Source organism: Aminipila butyrica (assembly GCF_010669305.1).
Taxonomy (GTDB): Bacteria; Bacillota; Clostridia; order Peptostreptococcales; family Anaerovoracaceae; genus Aminipila; species Aminipila butyrica.
Genome location: NZ_CP048649.1, coordinates 82,765 through 107,515 on the forward strand (window position 1 = coordinate 82,765; position 24,751 = coordinate 107,515).

At 43.5% G+C, this 24,751-nt stretch carries 22 protein-coding genes; 7 read left to right on the forward strand and 15 right to left on the reverse strand.

All coding sequences use genetic code 11. The features are described 5' to 3' along the window. Window positions 1–61: 61 nt before the first annotated feature. From Ami103574_RS00385 to Ami103574_RS00395, 3 genes are all read right to left on the reverse strand, one after another. Window positions 62–1,546 (reverse strand): sigma-54 interaction domain-containing protein, encoded by a 1,485-nt coding sequence (locus Ami103574_RS00385; RefSeq protein WP_163064779.1) that lies wholly within the window; start codon window positions 1,544–1,546, stop codon window positions 62–64. A gap of 217 nt (window positions 1,547–1,763) precedes the next feature. Next, window positions 1,764–2,831, reverse strand: coding sequence for a butyrate kinase (gene buk / locus Ami103574_RS00390; protein ID WP_163064780.1), 1,068 nt, complete (start codon window positions 2,829–2,831; stop codon window positions 1,764–1,766). Between the two features lie 46 nt (window positions 2,832–2,877). Next, a complete protein-coding gene (locus Ami103574_RS00395) occupies window positions 2,878–3,762 on the reverse strand; it encodes a bifunctional enoyl-CoA hydratase/phosphate acetyltransferase (RefSeq protein ID WP_163064781.1) in 885 nt (294 codons plus the stop codon). A gap of 381 nt (window positions 3,763–4,143) precedes the next feature. Between Ami103574_RS00395 and Ami103574_RS00400 the strand changes: the two genes are divergently transcribed. The 5 genes from Ami103574_RS00400 to Ami103574_RS00420 all read left to right on the forward strand — a co-directional run bounded on the left by Ami103574_RS00400 (window position 4,144) and on the right by Ami103574_RS00420 (window position 8,710). Beyond that, window positions 4,144–5,022 (forward strand): BKACE family enzyme, encoded by an 879-nt coding sequence (locus Ami103574_RS00400; protein WP_163064782.1) that lies wholly within the window; start codon window positions 4,144–4,146, stop codon window positions 5,020–5,022. Between the two features lie 33 nt (window positions 5,023–5,055). Next, the gene (locus Ami103574_RS00405) at window positions 5,056–5,736 is read left to right on the forward strand and encodes a CoA transferase subunit A (RefSeq protein WP_163064783.1); all 681 of its coding nucleotides are present in this window, start codon (window positions 5,056–5,058) and stop codon (window positions 5,734–5,736) included. Further along, entirely contained in the window at window positions 5,724–6,371 is a 648-nt protein-coding gene (locus Ami103574_RS00410; protein WP_163064784.1) for a 3-oxoacid CoA-transferase subunit B, read from the forward strand. Before Ami103574_RS00405 ends, Ami103574_RS00410 begins: the two co-directional genes overlap by 13 nt. A gap of 25 nt (window positions 6,372–6,396) precedes the next feature. After that, window positions 6,397–7,695: a GntP family permease gene (locus Ami103574_RS00415; RefSeq protein ID WP_163064785.1), complete on the forward strand. Its 1,299-nt coding sequence runs from the start codon at window positions 6,397–6,399 to the stop codon at window positions 7,693–7,695. Between the two features lie 61 nt (window positions 7,696–7,756). Next, window positions 7,757–8,710, forward strand: coding sequence for a 3-hydroxyacyl-CoA dehydrogenase family protein (locus tag Ami103574_RS00420; protein ID WP_163064786.1), 954 nt, complete (start codon window positions 7,757–7,759; stop codon window positions 8,708–8,710). 79 nt (window positions 8,711–8,789) lie between these two features. On the opposite strand, the gene Ami103574_RS00425 is transcribed toward Ami103574_RS00420, so the two are convergent. The 8 genes from Ami103574_RS00425 to Ami103574_RS00460 form a co-directional block, all read right to left on the reverse strand. Continuing rightward, window positions 8,790–9,623, reverse strand: a complete 834-nt coding sequence (locus tag Ami103574_RS00425; RefSeq protein ID WP_163064787.1) for an HD-GYP domain-containing protein — start codon at window positions 9,621–9,623, stop codon at window positions 8,790–8,792. A gap of 240 nt (window positions 9,624–9,863) precedes the next feature. Continuing rightward, window positions 9,864–10,979 (reverse strand): tyrosine-type recombinase/integrase, encoded by a 1,116-nt coding sequence (locus Ami103574_RS00430; protein ID WP_163064788.1) that lies wholly within the window; start codon window positions 10,977–10,979, stop codon window positions 9,864–9,866. Between the two features lie 310 nt (window positions 10,980–11,289). Next, window positions 11,290–12,525: a Bcr/CflA family efflux MFS transporter gene (locus Ami103574_RS00435; RefSeq protein ID WP_246213170.1), complete on the reverse strand. Its 1,236-nt coding sequence runs from the start codon at window positions 12,523–12,525 to the stop codon at window positions 11,290–11,292. Between the two features lie 219 nt (window positions 12,526–12,744). After that, window positions 12,745–13,410 carry an amino acid ABC transporter permease gene (locus Ami103574_RS00440; protein ID WP_163064789.1) on the reverse strand — a complete coding sequence of 222 codons (666 nt, stop codon included), beginning with the start codon at window positions 13,408–13,410 and terminating at the stop codon, window positions 12,745–12,747. A gap of 35 nt (window positions 13,411–13,445) precedes the next feature. After that, window positions 13,446–14,264 (reverse strand): amino acid ABC transporter substrate-binding protein, encoded by an 819-nt coding sequence (locus Ami103574_RS00445; protein ID WP_163064790.1) that lies wholly within the window; start codon window positions 14,262–14,264, stop codon window positions 13,446–13,448. Between the two features lie 114 nt (window positions 14,265–14,378). Continuing rightward, window positions 14,379–15,521, reverse strand: a complete 1,143-nt coding sequence (locus Ami103574_RS00450) for a trans-sulfuration enzyme family protein (RefSeq protein ID WP_163064791.1) — start codon at window positions 15,519–15,521, stop codon at window positions 14,379–14,381. Window positions 15,522–15,547: 26 nt separating this feature from the next. After that, on the reverse strand, window positions 15,548–16,300 hold the full coding sequence (locus tag Ami103574_RS00455; protein WP_163064792.1) for an amino acid ABC transporter ATP-binding protein: 753 nt from the start codon (window positions 16,298–16,300) through the stop codon (window positions 15,548–15,550). Between the two features lie 410 nt (window positions 16,301–16,710). Continuing rightward, a complete protein-coding gene (locus tag Ami103574_RS00460) occupies window positions 16,711–17,385 on the reverse strand; it encodes a YoaK family protein (protein ID WP_246213171.1) in 675 nt (224 codons plus the stop codon). 168 nt (window positions 17,386–17,553) lie between these two features. Here Ami103574_RS00460 and speB point away from each other — a divergent pair, with 168 nt between their 5' ends. Then, the gene (speB, locus tag Ami103574_RS00465; protein ID WP_163064793.1) at window positions 17,554–18,498 is read left to right on the forward strand and encodes an agmatinase; all 945 of its coding nucleotides are present in this window, start codon (window positions 17,554–17,556) and stop codon (window positions 18,496–18,498) included. Between the two features lie 684 nt (window positions 18,499–19,182). Here speB and Ami103574_RS00470 read toward each other — a convergent pair. Beyond that, the gene (locus Ami103574_RS00470; RefSeq protein WP_163064794.1) at window positions 19,183–20,046 is read right to left on the reverse strand and encodes a MerR family transcriptional regulator; all 864 of its coding nucleotides are present in this window, start codon (window positions 20,044–20,046) and stop codon (window positions 19,183–19,185) included. Window positions 20,047–20,200: 154 nt separating this feature from the next. On the opposite strand from Ami103574_RS00470, the gene Ami103574_RS00475 reads away from it, so the two are divergent. Continuing rightward, window positions 20,201–20,881: a DUF554 domain-containing protein gene (locus Ami103574_RS00475; protein ID WP_163064795.1), complete on the forward strand. Its 681-nt coding sequence runs from the start codon at window positions 20,201–20,203 to the stop codon at window positions 20,879–20,881. 47 nt (window positions 20,882–20,928) lie between these two features. Here the strand turns inward: Ami103574_RS00475 and Ami103574_RS00480 are convergent, their stop codons facing one another. The 3 genes from Ami103574_RS00480 to Ami103574_RS00490 form a co-directional block, all read right to left on the reverse strand. Continuing rightward, window positions 20,929–22,083: a pyridoxal-phosphate-dependent aminotransferase family protein gene (locus tag Ami103574_RS00480; RefSeq protein ID WP_163064796.1), complete on the reverse strand. Its 1,155-nt coding sequence runs from the start codon at window positions 22,081–22,083 to the stop codon at window positions 20,929–20,931. A 15-nt stretch (window positions 22,084–22,098) separates the two neighbouring features. Then, the gene (locus Ami103574_RS00485) at window positions 22,099–22,629 is read right to left on the reverse strand and encodes an ECF transporter S component (protein WP_163064797.1); all 531 of its coding nucleotides are present in this window, start codon (window positions 22,627–22,629) and stop codon (window positions 22,099–22,101) included. Window positions 22,630–22,967: 338 nt separating this feature from the next. After that, window positions 22,968–24,674 carry a C69 family dipeptidase gene (locus Ami103574_RS00490; RefSeq protein ID WP_163064798.1) on the reverse strand — a complete coding sequence of 569 codons (1,707 nt, stop codon included), beginning with the start codon at window positions 24,672–24,674 and terminating at the stop codon, window positions 22,968–22,970. Window positions 24,675–24,751 lie beyond the last annotated feature (77 nt).

Here is a 24,751-nt window from a genome sequence, read left to right on the forward strand (position 1 = left end):
ATCATAATAAAAAGGCTATAGCAACTGCTATAGCCTTTTTATTATGATTGACTGAGTATGCCTATTTCACTTCCCCCTCTCTGCCTCCTTTCTTATAGCGCCTCTGCAATCCATATTTCTCGATTTTACGTTCTAACGTGGAAAGACTAATGCTCAATTTATCGGCAATGTCACTTAAAGACAAACTATCATCCATATTATTTAAAATAAATCTCGATTCAAAGGAATCTAAAGCTGCTTTTAAACTGCGATGCCTCTCCGACTCCAATACATTTTTTTCTTCCGCTATGCCTTGTAGTTCTTCCGGCAGATTATTGGCGGTAAGCAACCCGTCCTCGTTAAATACATACATACGCTCTACAATGTTATTTAGTTCCCGGATATTTCCCGGCCAGCTATACTCCTCCAAAATCTTTTGCAGCTCAAAACTGATTTTAATGTCTGTATTGTTTTTTTCATTCAGATTTGCCAAATGCTGATTCGCCAAAAGGACAACATCCTCTTTTCTTTCCCGAAGGGCAGGGATATGAACGGGTACAACATTAAGTCTATAGTATAAGTCACTTCTGAAATTCCCTTTAGCCACCTCTTCCTTCAGGTTACGGTTTGTGGCCGCAATAATGCGGGCATTCGTATGAATCTCTTTGGTTCCTCCCACTCTGTAAAATTTCCGATCTTGTAAAACAGTAAGAAGCTTTACCTGTAAATATAAAGATAGTTCCCCCACTTCATCCAGAAAGATGATTCCGTCTTGTGCCAACTCAAAAATGCCTTTTTTTACGCTCTTGCCTGCGCCGGTAAACGCGCCGGGTTCGTGACCAAACAATTCGGACTCCATAAGGTTCTCCGGAATTGCTCCACAGGATATTTTCACTAAGGGCTTGGTTGTGTCAAAAAAGCTGTGTACCATTCTGCAAAAAACTTCTTTTCCCACACCCGATTCGCCGGTTATAAGAATGGTGGAATCCACACTTGATATGCGATAGGCCAGTTCCAACAATTTGTGGGCCTGCTTACTGTTTCCACCAAAGCTGAAATTATCAAAGCTCTGGAGCATATTATTAAGCCTGATTATTAACTTTTCATTCTGATCTTTTTGCTTTTGAAGTTCTTGATATACTTTTTTCTTCTTTTCCACTTCTGCTGCATATTTTGCATTGATTAAGGTTAATTCTTTCCTCAAATTAAACAAATTGGTGAGGTCTCTAACATTTACAATGACTCCTTTAAAAACCTTATCTCCGTCATAAACTGGTGTAACTGTAACCAGCACCTCTTTCTCCGAGTTATTATACTGGATTGCCTCTGATAAGCTCTGCTTGTCTTCAAATACTTTTATCACCATTTGCGAAATAGGGTATTTCATATCTGCCAGAGAATAAATGGACTTTCCAAGCAAAAAGTCCTCCCTTATCCCGGTTATATCACAGTAAGAACTATTGACAAATATGATGATTCCGTTCTCATCTGTATAAGTAAGACCATCGTAAGAGGAGTCAATAATGCGGCTAAATGTATCAAAATTTATAACTTTTTTGAATTCCATATTTACACATTCTTCCTTTTCAATGAATTTAAGCAGGGCATATAACGAAGTAACGCTGTCTCTAAAATCTTAGCGCTTATTATATCATACTCCTTGTCTAATGTGACAATGCAATGAAATCTGTTTAAAAAAGTGGGCTCAAAATAATTGAGTCCACTTTTTTAAACAGATTTTCTGCCAAATCTAAATTTATTCATTCTTCCATTTTGATATCTGCCTAAGCGCGAAACTCTCTAATCGGCACAATACCCCTCAGCCCATCTACCGCACCTCTGGCGAGAGATTCCATTTCATTCTCCCCAGGGTATACAACTATAGTCGCAATCGTTGCACAGCGCTCTTTTATTTTGCTCACGACATACTCTGAATTTGCAATCCCTCCTGTAAGAAGAATGGCATCTATGTCTCCGCAGAGAACGGTAGCCATCCCGCCAATTTGCTTGCATACTTGATAAATCATAGCGTCCATATACAAAGCTGCCTGCTGGTCCGTTTTCGATTTTTCCTCTACTTCCCTGACATCAGCGGTCCCCATATAGGCCATCAGGCCGCCATTTCCATTTATCATTTTAATAAGCTCATTATAAGTATATTTGCCGGAAAAGCAAAGTCTTACCAGATCACCTACCGGAAGTGAGCCTGTACGGTTTGTTGAAAAGGCACCGTCCCCCTCCAAACCATTTTCCCCGTCAATCATTCGCCCTTTTTTATGCGGTGCTACAGAAATACCTCCGCCCAAATGGGCAATGACCAAATTTAAATCTTCATAATTCAGACCGTTCTCCCTAGCATACCTTTTGGCCGTCGCTTTTTGGCTCAGTGCGTGAAAGCAGCTTCTTCTCTCAATCAGCGGATGCCCTGAAATCCGAGCAATTGGCTCAAACTCATCGGTGACCGGCGGGTCCACAATAAGTGGTATTGCCTTGCAGGATTGGCACATTCTATAGGCAATTCTACTGCCAAGGTCACTGGGATGATTTCCCCATTGTCCGCTGGCCTGCTGTGCGAGCATCTCTTCATTTACTCGATAAGTGCCGCTTTCCAGCGGCCGGGTATGCCCCCCACGGCTCACAATAGCATCTAACTGATCCATAGCAATCCCATTATCTGCAATAAAAGCCTCAATAAGCTTTGTCCGATACTCGTCTTGTTCCCAAAAGCTCGCAAAAGTGCTTATTTCTGCGACAGGATGATCGATAGTTTCTTTTTTAATGCACTGTTCATCCTCGTAATAGGCTACCTTTGTAGATGTTGATCCTAAATTTATAACAAAACATTTATACATAAGTTTTCTTCCTCCAGCTTTCATATTAGTAGCGCGCTACCTTCCATCAACATACTGCCAACGCAATAGATAAGAGCTTTCCTTCCATAGACTCCGTCCGGGACGTAAAAATAATTGGCACCGAAGTGCCCACCGTGGCCGCCGCAACTGTCTTTTTTGCAATATAGGTTATAGATTTTGTAAGCGTATTTCCCACCGTCAGATTCGGTACCACAATGATATCCGCATTTCCTGCTACCGGACTAGCGATTCCTTTTGCTTTGGCGGCTTCTTCTGAGATAGCATTATCAAAGGCAAACGGACCATCTACGACACAGCCTTTGATCTGTCCCCGCTCTGCCATTTTGCTCAGAACTGCCGCATCCATCGTGTCCTGCATTTCCGGATTCACTACTTCTAAAGAAGCTAAAACAGCAACCTTGGGAATGTCTATGCCTAATTTCTGTGCTAATAAAACTGCATTTTCAATAACCTCTTGTTTTCCCTTTAGATCGGGATTGACCGTTATGGCACAATCTGTAATCAATAAGAATCCGTCCTCCTTGTTCTTTTCTACGACAGAAATCTGGGTAATATGCTTTCCGACATTTAAGCTTTTCTCTTTATTGAGCACCGCTTTAAGAAATACGGAAGAATGCAGCATGCCTTTCATGACGGTTTCGGCTTTTCCTTCTGAAACCAAATCCACAGCCAAATCTGCTGCTTTCTTATGATCTCTTTCATCAATCACGTCGGCTTTCAATTTGAATCCATTTTCGTCAGACAGGGTTTTAATCTTTTCCCGATTTCCGATTAAAATAAAGTCAGCCAAATCATATTCCTCTGCTTTTGCAATGACTTCCAGCACCTCCAAATCATCAGCCGCCGGCACCACAATTCGTTTTGATTCATTCTTTTGAGCAAATTCCAACAGCTGTTGAAAACTTTTCATTACCATCTTCTCTTTCCTTTCCCGTTAAATTTTGTGTATTATTATACATAAATACAAAACGCAAGACTCGTGCCATTGTATCAAGCTCTTGCCCAACGCCCTTGTACGCCCATAAAGCACGGTTTTGTGAGGCCTTAAGCAAAAAGAGACTTTTCCGTTAAGCCCTAACAATTTATCAAATATGAGGTTAGATTTATCATAATTGATAAGTTTGATCAATTTATTTGAATTGTTCGTTAAGGACAATTCTACTGCTAAAGCCTTGCCATTACTGGATTTGACCATAAAACCTATACTTGGCATAAGAAATGCATTATTTAGTATCAGACAGATTTAAAATCTGCGCCGTTATTCTTGAAACAGTAAAATGGAGGTTATCTTATGTCAAAAAAGAAAAGAAAGATTATTGTTACCGCTGCCCTAACCGGCGCATTCCAAGGAAAAGAAGCCAATCCAAATCTACCGGAACAACCAGATGAAATCGCCCAAGCTGCATACGAATGCTATAACGCTGGCGCTGCTATTGTTCATCTGCATGCACGGGACAAAGAGGGAATTTCTTCAAATGACCCTAAAATTTACAGTGAAATTAACTCACAGATTAAAGCAAAATGCTCCATTATCACACAGAACTCCACGGCTCCTGCAAATAGACCGGGCTCCGCAGCCGAGGATGGCATGGCTTTACTCTATGCAGAAGATGTTTTTCTTCCTGATATGTGCTCCCTGGACTGCTCGCTGATTGCTACATCCTGGAAGGACCGAACCTTTATCTATGAATGGACTCGGGATTTCTTAATTAAATCTGCTCAGAGAATGAAGGAACTTTCCATTAAACCAGAATTAGAAGTCTTCAACCCAACTTCCATCGAAGATGTCGTGAAATATGTATATCCCCAAGGCGTTCTTGATGATCCCATTTCTTTTAGTTTTGTAATGGGCATGGACAAAGTCAGTCAGGGTGCCATGGAGTTTACAATAGAAAATCTTATGCACATCATTTCAAAAGTGCCTGGGGATTCCCTATACGGCACCATGGCAATCGGTGCAAACCAACTGCCGGCTACCGTTTTCACCATGCTTGCCGGCGGAAATGTGCGAGTTGGCTTTGAAGATAATGTTTACTATCGCAAAGGTGAATTAGCGACCTCTAATGCACAGCTAGTAGAACGGATTGTCAATCTGGCGCACGAATTTGGCTTTGAGGTTGCCACTCCTGAGGAAGCAAGACAAATTTTGAAGCTGTCTCAGCGTGCTTAACCTTTTTGCCTTGATATAAATCTGGAGGTATTCATGATAAACAAATTAAAAACTGCATATGAGGCCATCGAACTCATACCTGACGGTGCGGTGGTCATGGTCGGCGGATTCATGGCCTGTGGGACTCCGGAAATCCTCATAGACGCTCTGGTTGAAAAGAATGTTCGCAATCTGACCATTATTTGCAACGATGCAGGAGTTCCTGGCAGAGGGGTAGGAAAACTTCTCGCCAATGGGCAGATTAAGACATTAATTGCCTCCCACGTAGGGTTGAATCCAGAAGTCGCACAGCGAATGAACACAGAGGTGGCGGATGACAGGCTGGAATGCGTCTTGGTGCCTCAAGGCACGCTGGCAGAACGAATACGCGCAGGCGGAGCCGGTCTCGGCGGAATCCTTACGCCGACAGGAATCGGAACCCTCGTAGCCGAGGGCAAGCAGGTTATCAACATGGGCGGCAAGGATTATCTTCTGGAAAGCCCACTGAAAGCTGACTTCGCTCTAATCAGAGGCTCCCTTACCGATAAATCCGGAAACACTACCTACAATGGAACAACGAGAAACTTTAATCCACTTATGGCAACGGCAGCCAATTATGTCATAGTCGGGTCTTGCGAAATTGTGGAAACCGGTGAAATTGATCCAAATAACGTAGTAACTTCAGCTATATTTGTAGACGCCGTCGTAGGAGGAGAACAACCTTGGCAGATATAAAAGAAATCATAGCGGCCAGAGTCGCAAAAGAAATGCATAATGGAGATGTCGTAAACCTTGGGATAGGACTTCCTACTATGGTGGCCAACTTTTTGCCCAAGGATGTACATATTATTCTTCAGTCAGAAAATGGGATCATGGGTATGGGCTCTGCTTCGGAAAAAGGCCGGGAAAACATTGATGTGGTAAATGCTGGCGCACAGTATGTAACCGTAAATGCCGGCGCCATGTTCTTTGACAGTGCCACCTCTTTCGGAATCATCCGGGGCGGCCATGTGGACGCAACAATTTTAGGCGCCCTTGAAGTAGATGAACACGGTAACCTGGCAAACTGGATTATTCCAGGCAAGATGGTTCCCGGCATGGGCGGTGCTATGGATTTGGTGGTCGGTGCAAAAAAAGTAATAGTCGCCATGCGGCATACGCAGAAAGGTGCTCATAAGATTCTTAAGAAATGCCGACTCCCATATACGGCAATCGGCGTGGTAAACATGATTATTACGGAAATGGCTGTAATGGAAATCACAAAGGATGGCCTTCTGTTGACGGAACTGCACCATGATTATACCCTTGAGCAGGTGCAGGAGGCAACGGAAGCAAAACTCATTATCCACCCTGATTTAAAGTCTTTTTAAATTTTATTAGAAAGGAAGTTATACTATGGAAACATTATTTCTTATCCTTGCCGTGGTTCTGATCACATTCCTTGCCATTCGCGGGGTTCCAATTTTTTACTGTGCGGTCATTACCAGCGTATTTGTACTGGTCACCGCAGGGATGAACGTGTTAACCGGCATGACCGATACCTATATAACCGCTTTCGCCAATTTCATTAAAAGCAATTTTTTTATCTTTGTTCTGGGAGCTATCTTCGGCAAAATTGTGGAAGTTTCCGGTTCAGCTACCACCATTGCTGACTTTGTGGTAGGAAAGCTGGGACAAAAGTATATTATTCCCGCGATCATCATAACTGGTGGAATTATGGGATATGGAGGCATTTCTGTATTTGTCTGCCTCTTCACACTTTATCCTCTGATGTTTGCCCTTTTTGAAAAAGCAAACATCTCTCGTACCTTAGCTCCTGGTATTTATACCGCTGCTGCCGGCTCCTTTTGTGTCTGGATGCCCGGATCTCCGTCCCTTCAGCTTCTGCTGCCCGTACAGGCGTTTGGTACCAGCACTTTTGCCGCAGCGGCCCCGGGGTTTATCGTCGGCTTCATTCAGATTGTGCTGGAAATCCTTTTCTGCACGTGGTTTGTGCGTTTAACCCAAAAGAAGGGGCTAGGCTGGGAAGGCTGGGAAGAATTGGGCACCCCGAAGGAAGCTGCTGAATCAGATCAACAGCACCGCCCGAGCTTCTTTATCGCCTTGATTCCCATGATTATTCTAATCGTCGCTTTAGGCTTTCTAAAAATGAATGTCGCCGTCGGTTTAACCATCGGCATTGCTGGTGCCTTGATTATTTATGCGAAGTACCTTCCTTGGAAGACAAACATGTGGAGTAACTTGCAAGCCGGATTTATGGGGGGCTGCACCGCCCTGATGGCTACTTGTTCTGTCGTTGGCTTCGGCGGCGTCGTGCAAGCCACGCCTGCATTTCAAAATATGATTCAGGCGGTTACCAGTATGCACGGTAATCCCGTGATCATATCTGTAATAACCACCGCAGTTCTTGCCGGCATCTGCGGTTCTGGAACGGGCGGCGAGGGCATGGCCTTGCCAATTGTCAATCAATATTTTGTTCCTATGGGTGCCAATGTTGAGGCCTTGACCCGAGGAATTGCACTTTCCACTATGGTCTTTACGCTGCCATCTAACAGCGTCGTCAATACGGCCATTACCGCTGCCAACTCCACCCACAGGAAGTCTTATTTTATGATATTCATTACCGTATCCGTCATGTCCATGATCTCTCTCGTCTTACTGATGATTGCGTTTGCCATCATGGGCTATATGTAACCGGCTAAAGTCTGACAGAACTATTTATTACCGTGATATATTTCTGATAGGAGGAACTTTTATGAATCGAGAAAATGTAAAAAAAATTGGTATTATTGGTACTGGTATGATTGGCACCAGTCTGGCGGCGCTTACCGCAGGACATGGCATCGACACCGTCATGCTGGCGGTAAATGAGGACTTAAGGGCTGCCAGCCAAAAACAATTTGACAGCTTTTATGCCGACCTAGTAGCACAAAAACTGATTAACAATGCACAAGCTGCCAACTGTGCTAAAAATCTTTCCTACACGTTGGCCTACAACGAGCTGGCAGATTGCGACCTGATTTTTGAATGCGTGGTGGAACGGTTGGAGGTTAAGCACGAGGTTTACACTCAAATTGAAGCTACCTGTTCAAAGGTACGGGCTATTTGCTCGGTATCTTCCGCTTTTGTGGTGGATGATCTAGCGTCCGAGATGACCGTTTACAAAGATCGTGTCATCGTGACCCATCCGTTTAATCCCCCTCATCTGGTGCCTTATTTTGAATTGGCTGTCGGTTCGGCTACCAATCCAGACGTATTGAGCTTTGCCATGACTGTACTGGAAGACCTGGATCGCAAACCGGTGGCTCTTAAAAAGAGTGCGCCTGGGTTTATCGGCAACCGCCTGCAATTTGCCCTCTGGCGTGAAGCCCTTAACATTGTTGATTCCGGTATTGCTGATCCCGCAGACGTGGATACCTGCCTGATGTACAGCTTCTGTCCTCGTTACACCTCTATTGGTATGTTTGAGCACTTTGACAATGGCGGTCTTGATTTAAACTACAATGTATGTAAAACGATTTTCCCAACCTTGAATAACGTGCAAGAGGTTCCTGAATCCGTGGCAACTCGCGTGGCCAGTGGCGACCTAGGCCTCAAAACAGGCAAAGGCTTTTATGATTGGTCTCAGAAAGACATCTCCGACTTCCACACAAGAGTAAGCGATCCGTATTGGCGTTTCTTTAACTGGGAAGTTCCAGAGGAGGAGTAGATACCTTCGTAGACTACTGAAAAACGATACGGCCAATAGATTCTGACGAATCTATTGGCCGTATGTTTTTTATGCCCTTTTATGAATTCATCAGGCTTTTAAAAATATGTATATTTTCGGCATCAAATCTCAGCCCTTTTTTATTTAACTCCTGGAGAACGGTATTGATGTCTTTTATCGTATGGCGAGGATAATATGACGTATTCGCATCAATAACATCTGCTAAAGCGACAATTTGAGCTTCAGGAGAAATATAAGCTTCTGAAATCCCCCTAGGAAAACCAGTGCCATCTAATCGCTCATGGTGTTGCAGAATAATATTGACACTTATATTAGAAAGGTTATATTCTTGAATTACACTGTATCCCAAATCACAATGCTGCTTTATCAATTGCTTTTCTGAATCCTCTAAGGTGGTTGTTTTTGTTAGAATAGTTTTTGGAATAAGTAGCATACCAATATCATGGAGAAAGGCACCTAACGCAATTTCTTTTAGCTCCTTATCGCTATATCTTTTCTGACTAGCTATCAGCAAAGACATTAACGCTACATCAATGGAATGTGTGTACAACCAATCCAGGTAATTGAATAAAGCTTGCGTCAACATCCACCATTGGTTCAGCTTTGCATCAAATATAATCTTTTTTAAAATTAGACTGGATCGATTAAAGCGTTCCGGATCAAGATTCAGTGATTTTTGTTGCATGCGATTAGCAGCGTTATCGAAAATACGTTGGGATTCGTTACTAGGGGCATTTTTAGAGATATCCTTTAAAGGTCTTCTTTCTGGAAGTTCAAAAGTATTCAATCTGGAAAGTTTTCTTTGAATCTCATCTGTTATGATGGAACCTTTTGAAAGTAGTAACGCACCATGCTCACTATATATATTTTCTTTTGCTACTTTTTTAAACATAACTGGCTCCTCCTTTACTTCAACATAAATTATCACCATATTACGCAGCCCTGCTGAGCTGCACAGATTAAAACCGCAACTTTTTTAGGTAAATAAGAATAATAAGGAGTAATTGATTCTGCTGAGAATTATAAATTTTATTTTCATAAAGTATTTCACTTAATGAAAGTAGATGCTTCTTTTGATAATATCAAAGCTTCAAGATTGTTTTGACGAGGATTTTGACGGAGATTAAATAACTTATAGGGGTGTAAATAACTTTTCTAAACACTTTCTTTGGTGTTCAAATGTAGGATGTACATATCGGTTTAGTGTAATATTAACATTCGAATGTCCCAAAAGCTGACTTATTGTTTTCACGTCCACACCTAATTCAACACATCTTGTGGCAAAGGTATGGCGCAATACATGAAAGTTCACCCGCTCTATACCAGCACTCTTGGTTAGTGTTTTAAATCGATATTGACAAAGACGCGGTTCAACAAAATGCTGATTTCCAGATAAAATGTAGTCCCCCTCCGATGCATCTTTTCTAATGCGTCTTAACATATCGATTAAGAATTGGGGTAATGGAATATTCCTCATGGATTGTTCACTTTTAGGAACATCAATATCGATGGCTGTTTTAGACTCTTCTACATCATAATTTACGATTCGTTGAATCGTCTTATCGATTCTTAAGATCCCTTCTTCGAAAGAAATATCATGCCATTTCAGTGAACACAATTCCCCCAATCGAATGCCGGTAAATAAACTGAGTAAAATTCCTGCTTTTTCACAATCTTCTTGTGCCATCGCCGCTTTAATGAGGGCAGCTTGCTCGTCCAGTGTTAGCACTCGAAGCTTTGGCAGCGTATACTTAGGAAGCTGCACCTTAATCTCTATACCAACTGGCTTCAGGCTGCGTTTAAGAAGCGCAACAATATCTCTAGTCGTTTTAACAGACAGGCCACCGTTCCCATCCAGTCTTCCGCCTTCTAATTTCTCATTGACATATTGTTGAACAAGTTCATTATTTACCTGATATAGAGATACGTCGCCAATAGATGGAATAATATGACGCTGAATCAGCCCCTTATAATTAGAAAATGTAGATTTTTTCACACTCATTTTAATGGAAAGACTCCAAGTATTTAAGTATTTTTTAAGACTCGTGCCATGGTCTAGGGACTGGCTAGAGTCTATATGGTTAGAGCTGTTACTCCTTGCTTCTGCCTGCGCCCTTTTTGCTGATTGATAGCTGCGTGTATAAATGTACCCATATACGGCCTTCCCCTCTAATGTGCGCGACTTGATATAACGGGCTTCCCATCTCCCATCTTTCCTCTTATAAATATTCTCTCCTCTACGTGCCATGTCTAGCTGCCTTCCTTTCTTGATAGTACTATATGACTAAATTTTTGACGGAGTTTGTGTTATTTTGATGACTAACACAACCTTATATTTTAAAAGTAAATAAAAATATATCAAGATATTTCAAGAAATCGCCTTATTTTGTGCCCGTAGTCCTTGACTCGCTAAGTTTTATGCCATACAATACACTAAATGGCAAGTTTTATATTTTCATTAAGTGAAATACTTTACGATGAAAAAAGACTGAGGGAAAATCCCTCAGTCTTTTTGGTTTTTATATAATGCCTTCTGCCTTTCAGCTCAATAGGGCGTTTTAAAGGAGCCCATCTATTTTGATTTTACTGCCTAGCAGAATGATCCAAACCACAATAGCCATTGCTGTAGCAAAGATCATGATGATACCTAAGCCGTGTATCATGTTGCTCCAGGCTAAAGACCCTACTGCCATACCGATGCTGCCTAAAATGGTATGCACGGCATTAATCAGCGAAGAAGCCGAACCAATATCCTCACTTTGCTGGTCTAACAAGATATTAGTGCTAAAGGGCCGGATAGCTCCTTCAACCAGCGTAAAAGGCATATAAGCCAATAAGAAAATCAGGGGAGAGTGATTGCCTACGGTAAGAACACAAAGCCCGCTGAACAGCGCAATGCCAAAACAGCACCAGGAGAAAGCCTTGGCCGACAGCCTTCCTATCGAACAAATATATAGAATCGGACCCAAAACAGCCAGTGCTGAGTTAAGTGCAAAATAATAGCTATAGGTCTGAGCATCCAAAACAAAATAATTTTGGTAGACATAAGAAGACACCGTTACATATGCCATATAGGGGGCCGCCAGCATGGCCGCTACAAAGAGAAAGCTGCTGAATCCGATATTCTTCCCTACCGCCAGCAATCGCACCAAAGAACCCCCCACGCCTCCTGCATAGCGACCTGTTTCCGGCAAGGTTTCTTCAAACAAAAGCGCCCCGATGAAAGTCAATATTCCAATCAAGGCCAAAAGAAAAAAGGTTTCACGCCATTCCGCTATGCGTAAAATGGCAGCACCTACCAGAGGGGCAACCATCGGCGCAATCACACCCATGGCCTGGATAATGGCCAAAACCTTACTCTTCAGCTTTCCAGAAAAACAATCCTTTACCAACGCCGTCGAAATGGCCATAATCCCTCCGGCCCCCAGGGATTGAACGATTCGAAAGAGGATCAGCTGATAGATTGATAGGGACAGAGCGCAGGCCAGACTTCCTGCGGTATACAGGATCAGGCACAAAATTAGAATTGGTTTACGGCCATACTTATCGCTGAGGGGCCCAAAGATTAAAATGCCTGCCGCAAAAAAGAAGTAAAACGCAATTAAAGTTAAATTGACCAGCGAAGCCGTCGTCTGAAAATATGTAGCCATGGTGGGCATAGCCGGTAGGTATAAGTCGATTGATAAGGGAATAAACATACCCATCAACGAGATAAAAAGGATTAAGCCTTTTGTTCCTAAGCGGTTTTGCGGTACCAATAAAATGGTTGATTGTCTGTTATCATTTTTCATCATAAAAGTCTCCTAAATAAAAAAAAGACAAGTTCATCAACGATTTGTTGATAACTTGTCCAGCACATACAGATGTACCCTCCGTCACGGCACAATTATAACTTATACAGGAAGAGGAGTCAATAAGCAGAAAAGGACCCTTCCCTATTTCCTTAGAAATGCAGAAGAATCCTTTTCTGTGTTCTCTATAACCAATTATCTTTAGGAGGATATTAGCTGCCTTTAATGGGACGGCAGACTCATTTTTCGTTCCCCGTAATGCTGTACCTGTGTCAATACGGTACAGAAAATCAGGTAGATTACGGCTACTTCACAGTAGAGGATCAATGGCTCATATAACTTAGCCGCAATCTGCTGGGTGGCCATGAACATCTCCGTCACCGTGATGCTGGCCGCCAAAGAGGTATCCTTTACCAATCCGATAAAGGAGTTAAATAGCGGAGGAAACGCATTTTTAAAGGCCTGAGGCAGAATAATGAGCCTCATGGTCTGGGTATAAGACAGACCCACACAATAACCCGCCTCCAGTTGTCCCTTGGGGATGGAAAGGATTGCTGCTCGCAGGGTTTCTGCCGCATAGGCCCCTACGTTCAAGGAAAATGCGATGATTGCTGCTGGGAATGGGTTCAGCACAATACCAACGCTAGGCAGTCCATAGAAGATGATGAAAATTTGTACCAACAGAGGCGTTCCCCGAATAATCCACACATAGAACTGTGCGATTCGCTTAAGCACCTTTACATTAGCCACCTGAACAATGGCTGCCAGTAAGGCCAACATCAGCCCTAGAGCAAAGGAAATCAGGGTCAGAGGAATGGTATACACCAGTCCCGGTATCAAAATTTTAAAAAATGAGCTCAATACGATTTCTATTACTCGCGCCTCCACGTTGTATACCTTCCTTTCTCTACTGGAACCTTAGCCTATGGAGCTACGGACACATCCACGCCAAAATACTTCTCTGATATTTCCTTTATTTTGCCTTCCTTCGCCAACTCTGCCAGGGCCTCATCGATGGCTGTCACCAGCGTATCGTTTCCCTTTCTTATTAAAATGGCATTTTCGCTAGTTTCATCAGATAAAGCGGCAATCTTTACGTCTGCATCTGGCTTCTGTTTAATGAAATCATAGAAAGTCAAGTTATCGTTGATTGTAGCATCTGCTCTTCCTGCCAACACTAAATCGATGGACTGGTTAAATCCGTCCGTTCCTACCAGCTCTGCACCGTAGCTTTCCGCCGAAGCAGCCCAGTTGCTGGTCAGGGATTGAGCCGATTTCTTTCCAGCCAAATCTTCAAAGCTCTTAATATCTTCATTGGATTTCAGCGTAATCAGCGCTCCGGTTGGATAGGTGTACGGCGTAGAAAAGTCATATTTTTTCTGCCGTTCTTCGTTGATGCCCACCTGGTTGACGATGACGTCAAAACGCTTGGCATCCAGACCGGCGATAATGCTGTCCCACTTGGTCTCTACAAACTTCGCCTCAACACCTAGCTTTTCCGCCACAGCTTCGGCAATTTCCACGTCATAACCAACTAACTTGCCGCTGTCATCGTGATAGGTGTACGGCGCATAGGTGCCTTCTGTTCCTACGGTAAGGGTTCCGTTTTCCTGGATAGTGGCCAGCAAATCTTTCTCTGATGCTCCCTGAGCATCCTCGCCAGATGTCGCCCCACCGCAGCCGGTCAGCACCGCTGTCAGGAGCACTCCGGTTAAAATTGTTGCAATGGTTCTCTTTTTCATAATAATTCCTTCTTTCTTTACAACTTATTCGTCTTCTTTGACTACACTACTTTACCTTCTATTTAGTCCGCTTGTTTCAGCCTTTATTTTTAGCCTGCTGCTTGGGACAAGCGTTTACAGTTTTGCTTTGTCTAGGGCATTGGCCAGGTCCTCCAACAGGTCATCTTCGTGCTCGATGCCGATGGCTAGCCGTAAGAGTTTGCTATCAATGCCAATCTGCTCCTGTAATTCTTTGGCATAGGATTCATGGGTCATGGTAGCCGGGTGGCAAATCAACGACTCCACTCCGCCCAAGCTGACAGCCAAATCAAAGATTTTAAGCTCCTTAGCAAATTTGCTGGTATCCCAGCCGTCCTGCAAGCGCAGAGATAAAACGCCGCCGTCGCCGGTGGCCTGAGCCCGCTGTAAATCATAATTCTTATGAGATTCCAGTCCTGGGTAATACACGTCCTTTACCGCCGGATGGGCTTTAAGGAACTTTGCTACGGTCAGCGCGTTTTTCTGATGCTTATCTAACCGCAGACTCAAGGTCTTAATCCCCCGGGTCAGCAGAAAGGAATCCGTTGGGCTGAGAATGCCGCCATAAGTATTCTGTAAGAACTTTAACTGCCTATATAACTCATCATCGTTAAGCACCACCAGACCTGCCAAGATATCAGAATGTCCCGCATAATATTTGGTAGCAGAATAGACCACGATATCAGCTCCCAAGTCCAGTGGCTTTTGGAAATAAGAGGTCAGGAACGTATTATCCACTACCGTGAGAATATCTCGCGCCTTGGCTGCCTTGCTAATCTTGCGAATATCGGTAACTTCCAGCAAAGGATTCGACGGTGTCTCCAAAAAGATCATCTTTACATTGGAATCCGCCTGCTCAAAGTCGTATTCATTAAAGTTGGCGATTACTTCGTATTCAATGCCGTGTAAGCTAAAGATATTGGACACATACCGCCAGGTCCCACCATATACGTTGTTGTTAATCAGTACCTTGTCTCCTTGTTTCAGCAGCCCGAAAACCAAACTGGTGGCCGCCATGCCAGAAGCCAGTGCCAATCCGTACTTCGCTCCTTCTAAGTCTGCTACCAACTTTTCCACATGACTTCTAGTGGGATTTCCTCCTCTGGTATAGGCAAATTCCTGAAATTCCTCCAGGCTGGGCTGAATAAAGGTGGAAGATAAATAAACCGGATAGTTGACAGCACCCTTTCCGCTGTCCTCTGTTTTTCCGCCGTGAATGGCGATGGATTCGTATCTCATAATTCTCTCTCCTTTGCAACGTTTATTTATATGGAATATTCATTATAATTGTTTATTCTTCGCAGGAACTGCCGGGTGCGCTCTTCTTTCGGTCTCAAAAATATATCTTCTGGCTTACCCTGCTCCACAATCTTACCTTGATCCATGAAGATGACATGATTAGCTACCTCCTGGGCAAAACTCATTTCATGGGTGACAATCAACATAGTAGTCCCCTCCTGAGCCAGCTGCTTCATAATGGACAGCACCTCCGAAATCAATTCTGGATCTAGTGCTGAAGTGGGCTCATCAAAGAGAATCACGTATGGATTTAAAGCAAAAGCCCGGGCTATGCCCACCCGTTGCTGCTGTCCGCCGGAGAGCTGCGAAGGGTAAAAATCGTATTTTTCCTGAAGTCCTACTTTATCTAAGGCATTCTTAGCGATTTCTCGAGCTTCTGCTGCGGACATCTTTCTGCCATGAATCAGACCTAGAGCAACATTTTCCAGTGCAGTCTTATTGTTGAACAAGTTGTAGTTCTGGAATACAAAGCCAGTCTTTTTTCGCAGAGCTGCGGTCTCTTTCTTCGCCATGTGGTTAAAGTCCGCTGTCATATCATTAAAGGTGATGGTGCCGCCGTCCGCCCGCTCCAGCAAGTTGATACAGCGAAGAAGTGTAGTCTTGCCAGAGCCACTGGGCCCGATGAGGACTACCACATCCCCTTTTTCAATTTTGATATCCAGCCCGTCTAAAACCATGTGGTCTTTAAAAGACTTCTGTATATTTTTAATTTCCAGCATCTTTGCACCTTCACCTTCTCTATTTATACTTTTCATATCGGAATAGTATGAATTAGTCTTGTTTTGTAGTATACCGTTATTCGTCATGAATGTCAACACAAATAAACAAAAAAAATCATTATGTTTTGTTTTTTCAAACAAGTATCTTATTTTTCAATTTAATGGGTGTAATATTTATAGATTTTAAAGGAAGAGAAAAAAATTAGAGAAGGTTTGTCTCCACCAAAAGTCCCAAGCAGAATCTTGAGCCTTCGTGAATAGCAGAAAAAAATAGCGCCTATGCAAAAAATAATCTACGGCGTTATTGAAATAAAAATCATATACATCGCATTAAGCTCTATGAGAGGCTGGGCATGCACCGGGACGGAGTTCTGAGACAAAATGACAAAACCCCGCCGACTTCCTCCAGCCTATTGCTGAGCTGGCCTTTTTACCATCAGCACAAAAGCCAAAGCTAATGCCACACAAACCAACCATACCGCTTTAATGTCATATAATCTGGTCAGAAAACAGCCGGCCCCAGCACCTAAAATAAAAAAGCCAATAATCAGCAGATATTCCAGACAAATATATAGCTCCTGCCGATTTCTGGAGCTGGTAAACCGATAAAAATGTTCGCTAGCACTGCGCAGATTTCCCGTGCACATCGTAGAGGCAAAAGCGTTGCCATTAAATTTACGAAAGCTTTGCGCTTGCACGGCACAGACGAAAGACACAACGATGATAGCTAACGGATTGTAACTCTCCTGAGGCAAAAAGGCTACCGCCGCCAATGCTACAAATTCAATAGCGATTGCCCCTTGCCGCCAATGCAGCCTACCTCCGGCAGGACACCTATGTCTCAGGAGCTCTACAAAGCAGATCCCTACAAAGAACGTCAAAATTGGGACTAAATAATATAGGGCCTGCCTCACATGGCCTTGGGCCAGCTGAATGCCCATCAGCACCATATTGCCAGTCTGTGCATTGGCAAACACTTGTCCCCGGCACACATAAGTGTATGCATCCAGATACCCGCCTACCGCCGCCAGCAAGGCTCCCAGCAAATAGGATTCCGACATCTGCTCCTCTTTATTTTCCAGCATAATAGCCACCCTCCTTCTGAATTTTTCCTGCAACAAACGGTTTCTCATATGTACAACCGTCTTTTATAGGTGTATACTGTTAAGATGGTCAAACAGAACAACAAGTTTGTTTTTATTATACACCTTTTCAACGCAATTAGATTACCTTTTTATAGAGGAGGAAAGAAAATGGTAAAAATTAATCAGGCGATTACTGGCATTTGTTCTTTTTTAAAGTCGCCGATCTGTATGAATTTAGATCAGCTTGGCGATGCAGATATGGCTGTTTTGGGCGTCCCTTATGACCTGGGAGTAGGCTTTCTCAGCGGAGCTCGACTGGGACCCCGTCGAATTCGGGAAGCCTCTACCCAATACGCCAAAGGCCCCGCTGGTTTCTATGACTTTGAAGACGATGAGCAGTATCTGGCAGAACCTTTAAAAATTGTTGATTGCGGCGATGCAGATATTCTACAGGGAGATTTAGACTACTCTTTTGACAGCATTGAATACGCCGTTCGCAAGATCATCGAAAATGGCACGATTCCCATTGTCATGGGCGGGGATCATTCCATCACAATTCCGGTGGGCAGAGCTCTGGAGAGTGTTGGTGAAACGGTAAGTATCATCCAGTTTGACGCTCACCTAGACTGGACAGACCACGTGGGTCCTCAGGCCTTCGGTAACGGCAGCCCGATGCGTCGGCTATCGGAGATGAGCCACATTGGTCAAATGGCGCAGATTGGTCTTCGAGGCATTGGCAGCGGAAAGAAATCCGATTACATGGACGCTAAAAATTATGGCAGCCAGCTGATTTCCGCCAGAGAGGCACATGAAATCGGCGTGGAAGGGGTTTTAGCCCGAATTCCAAAGGCAGACCACTACTTTATTACCTTTGATATTGACGGCTATGACATGTCCATCGCGCCGGGGGTAGCTTCCCCTTATCCTGGTGGTCTCTTCTACGATCAAGCACTAGATATCTTCAAAGGGATTTGCAAAATGGGTAAAATCGTGGGCATTGACTTGGTGGAAGTCGCTCCTCAGTACGATCCTTCCGGTATCACGGCCCGGCTAGCGGCTTTGACTCTCATCAATATGATGGCTCAAATCGGCAAAATACAGTTAAACAAATAAATTGATCATTATTATTCGTCTAAAATAGAGCCTACCCCGCCAGGTACGCTCTATTTTATTATAAAAATTTTTTCTCTATTATGATCGCTTCCTGTCTAAAAATTTTAAATATCTTCTGTCGATATTGGTGTTAACTTGTATTTTTATGGTTAATCTTGTGATTCCTTGTAATTCATTAAGAATACTAACACTCATACGCCCTGTCCTTTTTGTTTAGTTATCCGCTTATGGACGTTTCTCTATTCTTCTGTTAAACGCTTAAATAAAACTTTATTGTATTAGTTTATTAATACAATATTATTTCATTTTTTACCATATTATATCATTGTATTGTGTTATTAATACACAAATACAAATTCTTTTTTATTTGACAAAACTCTTAAACCTTCGACATTTGAACGGTTTTATGATTTTTTACATTCCATATTATGTAATTTCTAAAAATTTTCACAAAATCAGTGTTTTGGCTAAAGTTTAAAACAAAAAACATTTTGAAATGTTTTTTCAATTTTCAGTAAAATATATTTCAAAATTTGAAAAAGAAAAAGTATGTTCAAAAAAACAATCAAAAATTTTAGATAAAAAGAATAAGGTTTCCAGAGAATTTTTAGAATAAAAAAATTCTCAAAAATAAACTTGTTTTTTGAGAATTTCACATAAGAATTTAAAGAAATCTTGAGTTATTTAGAATTTCAGCATTTTAGGTGCGATGAAAGGAATTTGCAATTCCGTCACAAATTTATTGGAATCGTTGGTCATGCCCCAGTCAATAATCGTGATTTCTACAGAATCGCCGGTCATCTTAAGTCCCCTTGCCGCCAAGTAATCCAGTAGCAACCGATAATAGGGTGCTGCTGCTTGGTGAGTGCCCTGATACTGAACCGTCGCATAGGAGGCAGCTGGCAATGCTCCATCGCTCTCCGCAAAATTGTCTTCCGCTTCCAGCACTAGAAAAATAGAAGAAAATCGCTTGATCTGATTCTTCTCTAAATCTTGTTGACTGATGGATACCCCCACCTTGCCCAAAAATATCGCTTCATCCAGCCGGTGATCCCTGCTCAAATCCCGGATAAGCAGTTCCAAATCATCCGCTAAAGTAAAATCTTTTTCCAGCAAAACAAGCTCTCTCTGAGGTAGCTGCTTTACCGTCACTTGCCCGTATGGAGCGGATAAGGCCGCCTGAATCTGCTCCATACGATTTGTCAGCTTTCTTTCAATCTGGATCAGCTGCCGTTGCTTTTCCAGCACCCGTTCCCGCTGATCTGCAAAGATGGATAACATAGTATTTACATCCTTTTCGTTAAAAAAGCTGGCAATTTTCTCTAGCGGCACGTCTAGTGCCCGTAAATATTTAATCGTGTTCATCCGCTCAAATTGATTAGTGGAATAGTACCGGTACTTCGTCTCTGGGTTAACATATTCTGGCTTGAGGATACCCAGCTGATCGTAATATCGAAGGGTACGGATATTCATGTGAAAAAGGCGGGCCATCTCCCCTACCGTCAGCAAACCTCGTTTTCCTGTCTCTTGTTGAACTTTTTCAGTCATAAGCTACCCTCCATAAAGCAAGAAATATTCTCGTATTTCAACGTTCTTAAACCTTTTATGCTCTTTTTCTTACAAATAGCACTTGACCCTCCACTAAGTGGAGGGTTTAAAATCGCTGTAATGTTATCACTAAATAAAAAAGGAGGAGTCCCCCATGATCGGAACTATCGTAAACACTTGTGCCATACTTATTGGAAGTATCACCGGCAGCGTCATAAAAAAAGGCCTTAATGAAAAATATCAACAGGTTCTCTACGACGCAATGGGACTGGCCGCCACAGGCCTAGGCCTCCATGCAGTAGTAAAAAATATGTCTGACAGCATCTACCCCGTCTTGTTTATTGCCAGTCTATCGATCGGAGGCCTCCTCGGCACCGCCATCGATTTGGACGGCCGGTTTAATCGGCTGGTAGAAAAACATACCAAAAGCGAACTGGGACAAGGCCTATCGACAGCCATCATGCTCTTTTGTATTGGCACCCTATCCATCTTGGGCCCCATCGAAAGCGCCCTTTACCACAACGAAACCTACCTCTTCACCAATGCCACTTTAGATTTAGTGACTTCTCTGGTCCTAGCTTCCACTTATGGCATTGGCATCGCTTTAGCGGCAGGTGTTCTCTTTGTCTGGCAAGGCAGTATTTATCTGCTGGCTCATCAAATCGCCCCTTATCTTACAACTGAATTGATGACAGAAATCTCCATTGTCGGTGGCCTTCTAATCTTCGCCTCCGGCCTTTCTATCCTTCAAATAAAATCCATACGCACTTTCAACCTGCTGCCTTCTCTGCTAGTTCCCCCAGTCTGGTTTATCTTCATACACTTCTTTGGTTAGGCATCGATACCAATCTCTCTGGCAGAGCAGAATCTTAGCAGTCCCTTTTAAATGGATTTGCTGATTGTTCCTTCCGCCAAGGCCTGTTGAAAAGCCTCATCCATACTGCACTGAACCGGAAATCCTAAATCCTGCAAAGCCTGCGTCAGAGCTCGCAAGGTGATGGCCATGTCCGCTGCATTGGCATTCTCCCCCATGTGGCCGATTCGCACTACTTTTCCCGCCATAGAGTCAAAGCTTCCAGAAATCATCACATTGTACTGCTCTTTCATGGTGTTCAGAATCTGTTTGTCCGTTAACCCTTCCGGCACAGCGACCACCGTCACGGTACCAGCAAAGCCGTCCTCCAGGAAAAGAGACAGGCCTCCGGCTACCACCGCTTTTCTGGTAGCCGCAGCAATGGCTGCATGACGTTTCAGTATATCCTTATCTGCTAAAACATTGTCTACCGCAGCCCGTAGGCCATAGATGTCGCTGATTGGCATTGTATATGGAAACCATTTATCTTCATAATAGGTTTTGAAAGCCAAAATGTTGGCATAGTAAGAAGCAATCGGTGTTTTTCTGCTTTCCATAGCCGCCATGGCCTTATCGCTGACCCACAGCAGAGTCAGCCCTGGAGGGGCAGATAGGGCTTTCTGAGAACCCCCGCAGAGGATATCAATCTGACTTTCATCGATATTGACATATTCCCCAAACATGCCCGCTACCGAATCCACCACGGTGATAATTCCATAGGAAGCCAACAGCCTACAGATTTCCTTTATCGGGTTCAGCACGCCGCTTGGTGTATCGCAGTGAACCACTGTGGCATACTTAAAAGCAGAGTCTTTTTTTAAAAACTCCTCTAAGGCTGCGATGTCTACGGGCCGATGGTAGTCAGAAACAAAAGAAACCGTTTCGCCGCCGTACATGGTGACAAAATCAGCAAATCCCCGCCCAAATACGCCGTTATCAATAACCAGAACCCGATCGCCTCTTTCAGTCAAGGATGCACAAGCAGCTTCCAAACCCAATATGCCTTCGCCCCCCAGGATGTACATCCTGTTCTTCGTGTGAAGCAATCCGGCTAGTAAGTCACAGGTTTCTTTGTAAAATTCGCAAAAGGCCGAATCCACATCTGGATTAGTGGTTGCCATACTCCTGGCCAGCCGTACATTCTCCCGCACATTGGTGGGCCCTGGTGTCATAATCTTATACATATGCTCGCCTCCTGGCTACCTGGCCATTTTCTTTAAACGCTCTACTAATGGTAAAACGATAATTGCCGCTACCACTACCTGTATAACATCCCCTGGTATCGAGCTCAGCGGCACAATCCAGTTACCAAATAGAATAACCTCTGTAAAATAATAGCCCACGGTTTTGATAATCATTGCCGCAGCCATGGCGATGGTATTAACTACTGCCGGCCGGAAGGTCAGCTTTTCCGACAAGAAACCGACCGCAAAACCCATCAGCCCCCCAATCACAAAGGTGAAAGGTGCCCACAGATTCCAGCCAGAAATCAAGTCAAACATCCCCATACCAAAGGCTCCCGCCAGAGCGCCGCTCTTCTTACCGTATACCATCGCCGCAATGAATACGGGCACATTACCTAAGTGAATCAATCCGCCATTTCCCGGAAGCGGCAGCTTAACATTGATAAACATAGTGGCTGCCAGCGTCAGCGCGATGAATAGCCCATTGATAACTAAAGTCTTGGTAGCATTTCTCCCCTGGGAGACGTTTTGCGTTTGTGCACTCATGTTTCTTGCCTACTTTCTATTTTATAAATTTCTATGATTAATATTATTTCTATGTTATATAGTACGCTAAAATTGACAATATGAAAACACTCAATTTTTATTATTTTATAAAGTACAGTTTGCAAATTTACAGGGTTATTTTTCATCTGTACTTATATAATATCAAAAATACTTAGTAGGACGCTTTTATCGCACATGGATTTGCCTCTTTGACTCTTCATCTCTGCTTTGCTATGGTCTGGTTAATCTGCCTCTCAGCCAAATCTCTTGCACAAAAAAATAACCTTTCCAGGTTCATCCGAAAAGGTTATCTTCTACATTATTTATTTCCCTACTGTCTAAAAGGTCATCGCCAAATCCAAAGGAATATAGGTTGCTCCCTTTTCTTCCAACGGAGCAAAGTTCATTTTTACTTCAGTAGTCTTTCCACCTTTGGTTACGGTGCAAGTATCCTTGCCCATGGTAAAGTTGTAGGTGGAAGAACCATTGGTTACTTGAATTGGATTGGCATTTCCTGTCCATTTTACAGTATAGCCCTTTGCTGCAGCCGCATCCCGCAGAGAGATTTCAGGCACGAAAGCAGTTCCCATCTTAGCCGCGGTTCGCCCATATCGGTCCATAACGAAGAACAACAAGTTGTCATACAGGTGATCAGCATCTTTGCAAGCCTTCTCAGCAATCTGCATGTGCAGGTCTGTTACGTACTTTTCCGCTTTGGCCGGATTTTCTGCATATAACTTAATCATCTGTTTTTCAGCAGACTGCATCTCCTTATACAGATTTTCCTCATATAAGTTCCAGTAATCGCGTACGCCCTGGCCGTAGAAACTTCTGTTCAACTCCGACAAAGTACAAATCCGCTTAAACTTCCAGTAAGCACCATCTGGATTATAGTCTTCTCCATCAACCTGATAAGCCTTGTATGTATTGGTGATTCCGCTGAAGTTTGGCAGGAATACAGAATGTTCTGAGTTGCCGAAAGCCAACCATTGCAACGCAGAAATCGCCTGCGGATAATTATCCTTTACCTGAATTACGTGAATCTGAGACTGCCGCTCTACACCGATGACTCTCAACCCCTCATTCCCAGCAAGGGAGGCATCATATTTCGTTCCCTCATAGCGATTCCGCAGTACATCCATCACTTCTAAAGCAGAAACCTTTTTAGCTGGATCATAGAACAGCGGATATAAGGTCTCTGTTTTGTAATCACCTACCGTTGCCGGTGCCAGCAGCCGATGTCCCATCCATGTACGCATGTTGGAATAGTCTTCTCGCGGCTCACCAAAAGTAGCTGCTAAGTGTACCTTCCCATCTACCAGTTTTGTCCACTTGTTGGCTTCTGCGGTCTTGAACAGGTCTTTTTGATACATGAAATTTTCTGTGTCAGCTGGATCTACCGGTCCAATCATAAACTGATTGCCAAATACAGCAACTTTATCTGTCGGCATTTTTTCAGCCGCCCACAAGTGTCCGCTGTAAACTTCAAAAATCCAGGCTTCTTTCTGGTCTGCCAACATGATTACATTGCCCTCTTCTGAGCCGTATTCCTCCACAATGCTGGCCAGCTTTTCTACCCCTTCCTTGGCTGTCTTACAGGTAGCTGCTACGATACCAGTCAAAACAGCTTCTCGCAGACTGCCTTCTACAAAGGGGTCAACCTTTTCCACCTCAGCGCTTGGGGACGCTGAAACAGTACCGGTGACGCTCAAGCCATACTCATTGGTACAGGCTCCCATATATGGGCCATCCCCTGCTCCCGAAGTATCAGGCACCATGGTGTATTTATAGGTGGTGGCTGGCAGCGGATAAGAAAATCCCTGCACATCGTCCATCGTCCTACCGGGTACGTTTTCCACCCGATCCACTACCAGGAACAGCTTGTTATAAGCTCCTGTACCCTGATCTTCACTTCTGGCTAAGATGGTGCTGCCGTCTTGGCTCACGTCTTTACCTACGTAAACCGCCGTACATGCAAACGCACTGGTGGTGCCCAGCAGTACTGTTACTGCCATGGCTAAAGCTAACACTCTAAATTTTTTCATCTTTTACTCTCCTCTTCAAGTTGATACACTAGGATAAAATGTGTTCAATACATGATATTTTACAATTTCAGTAAAAA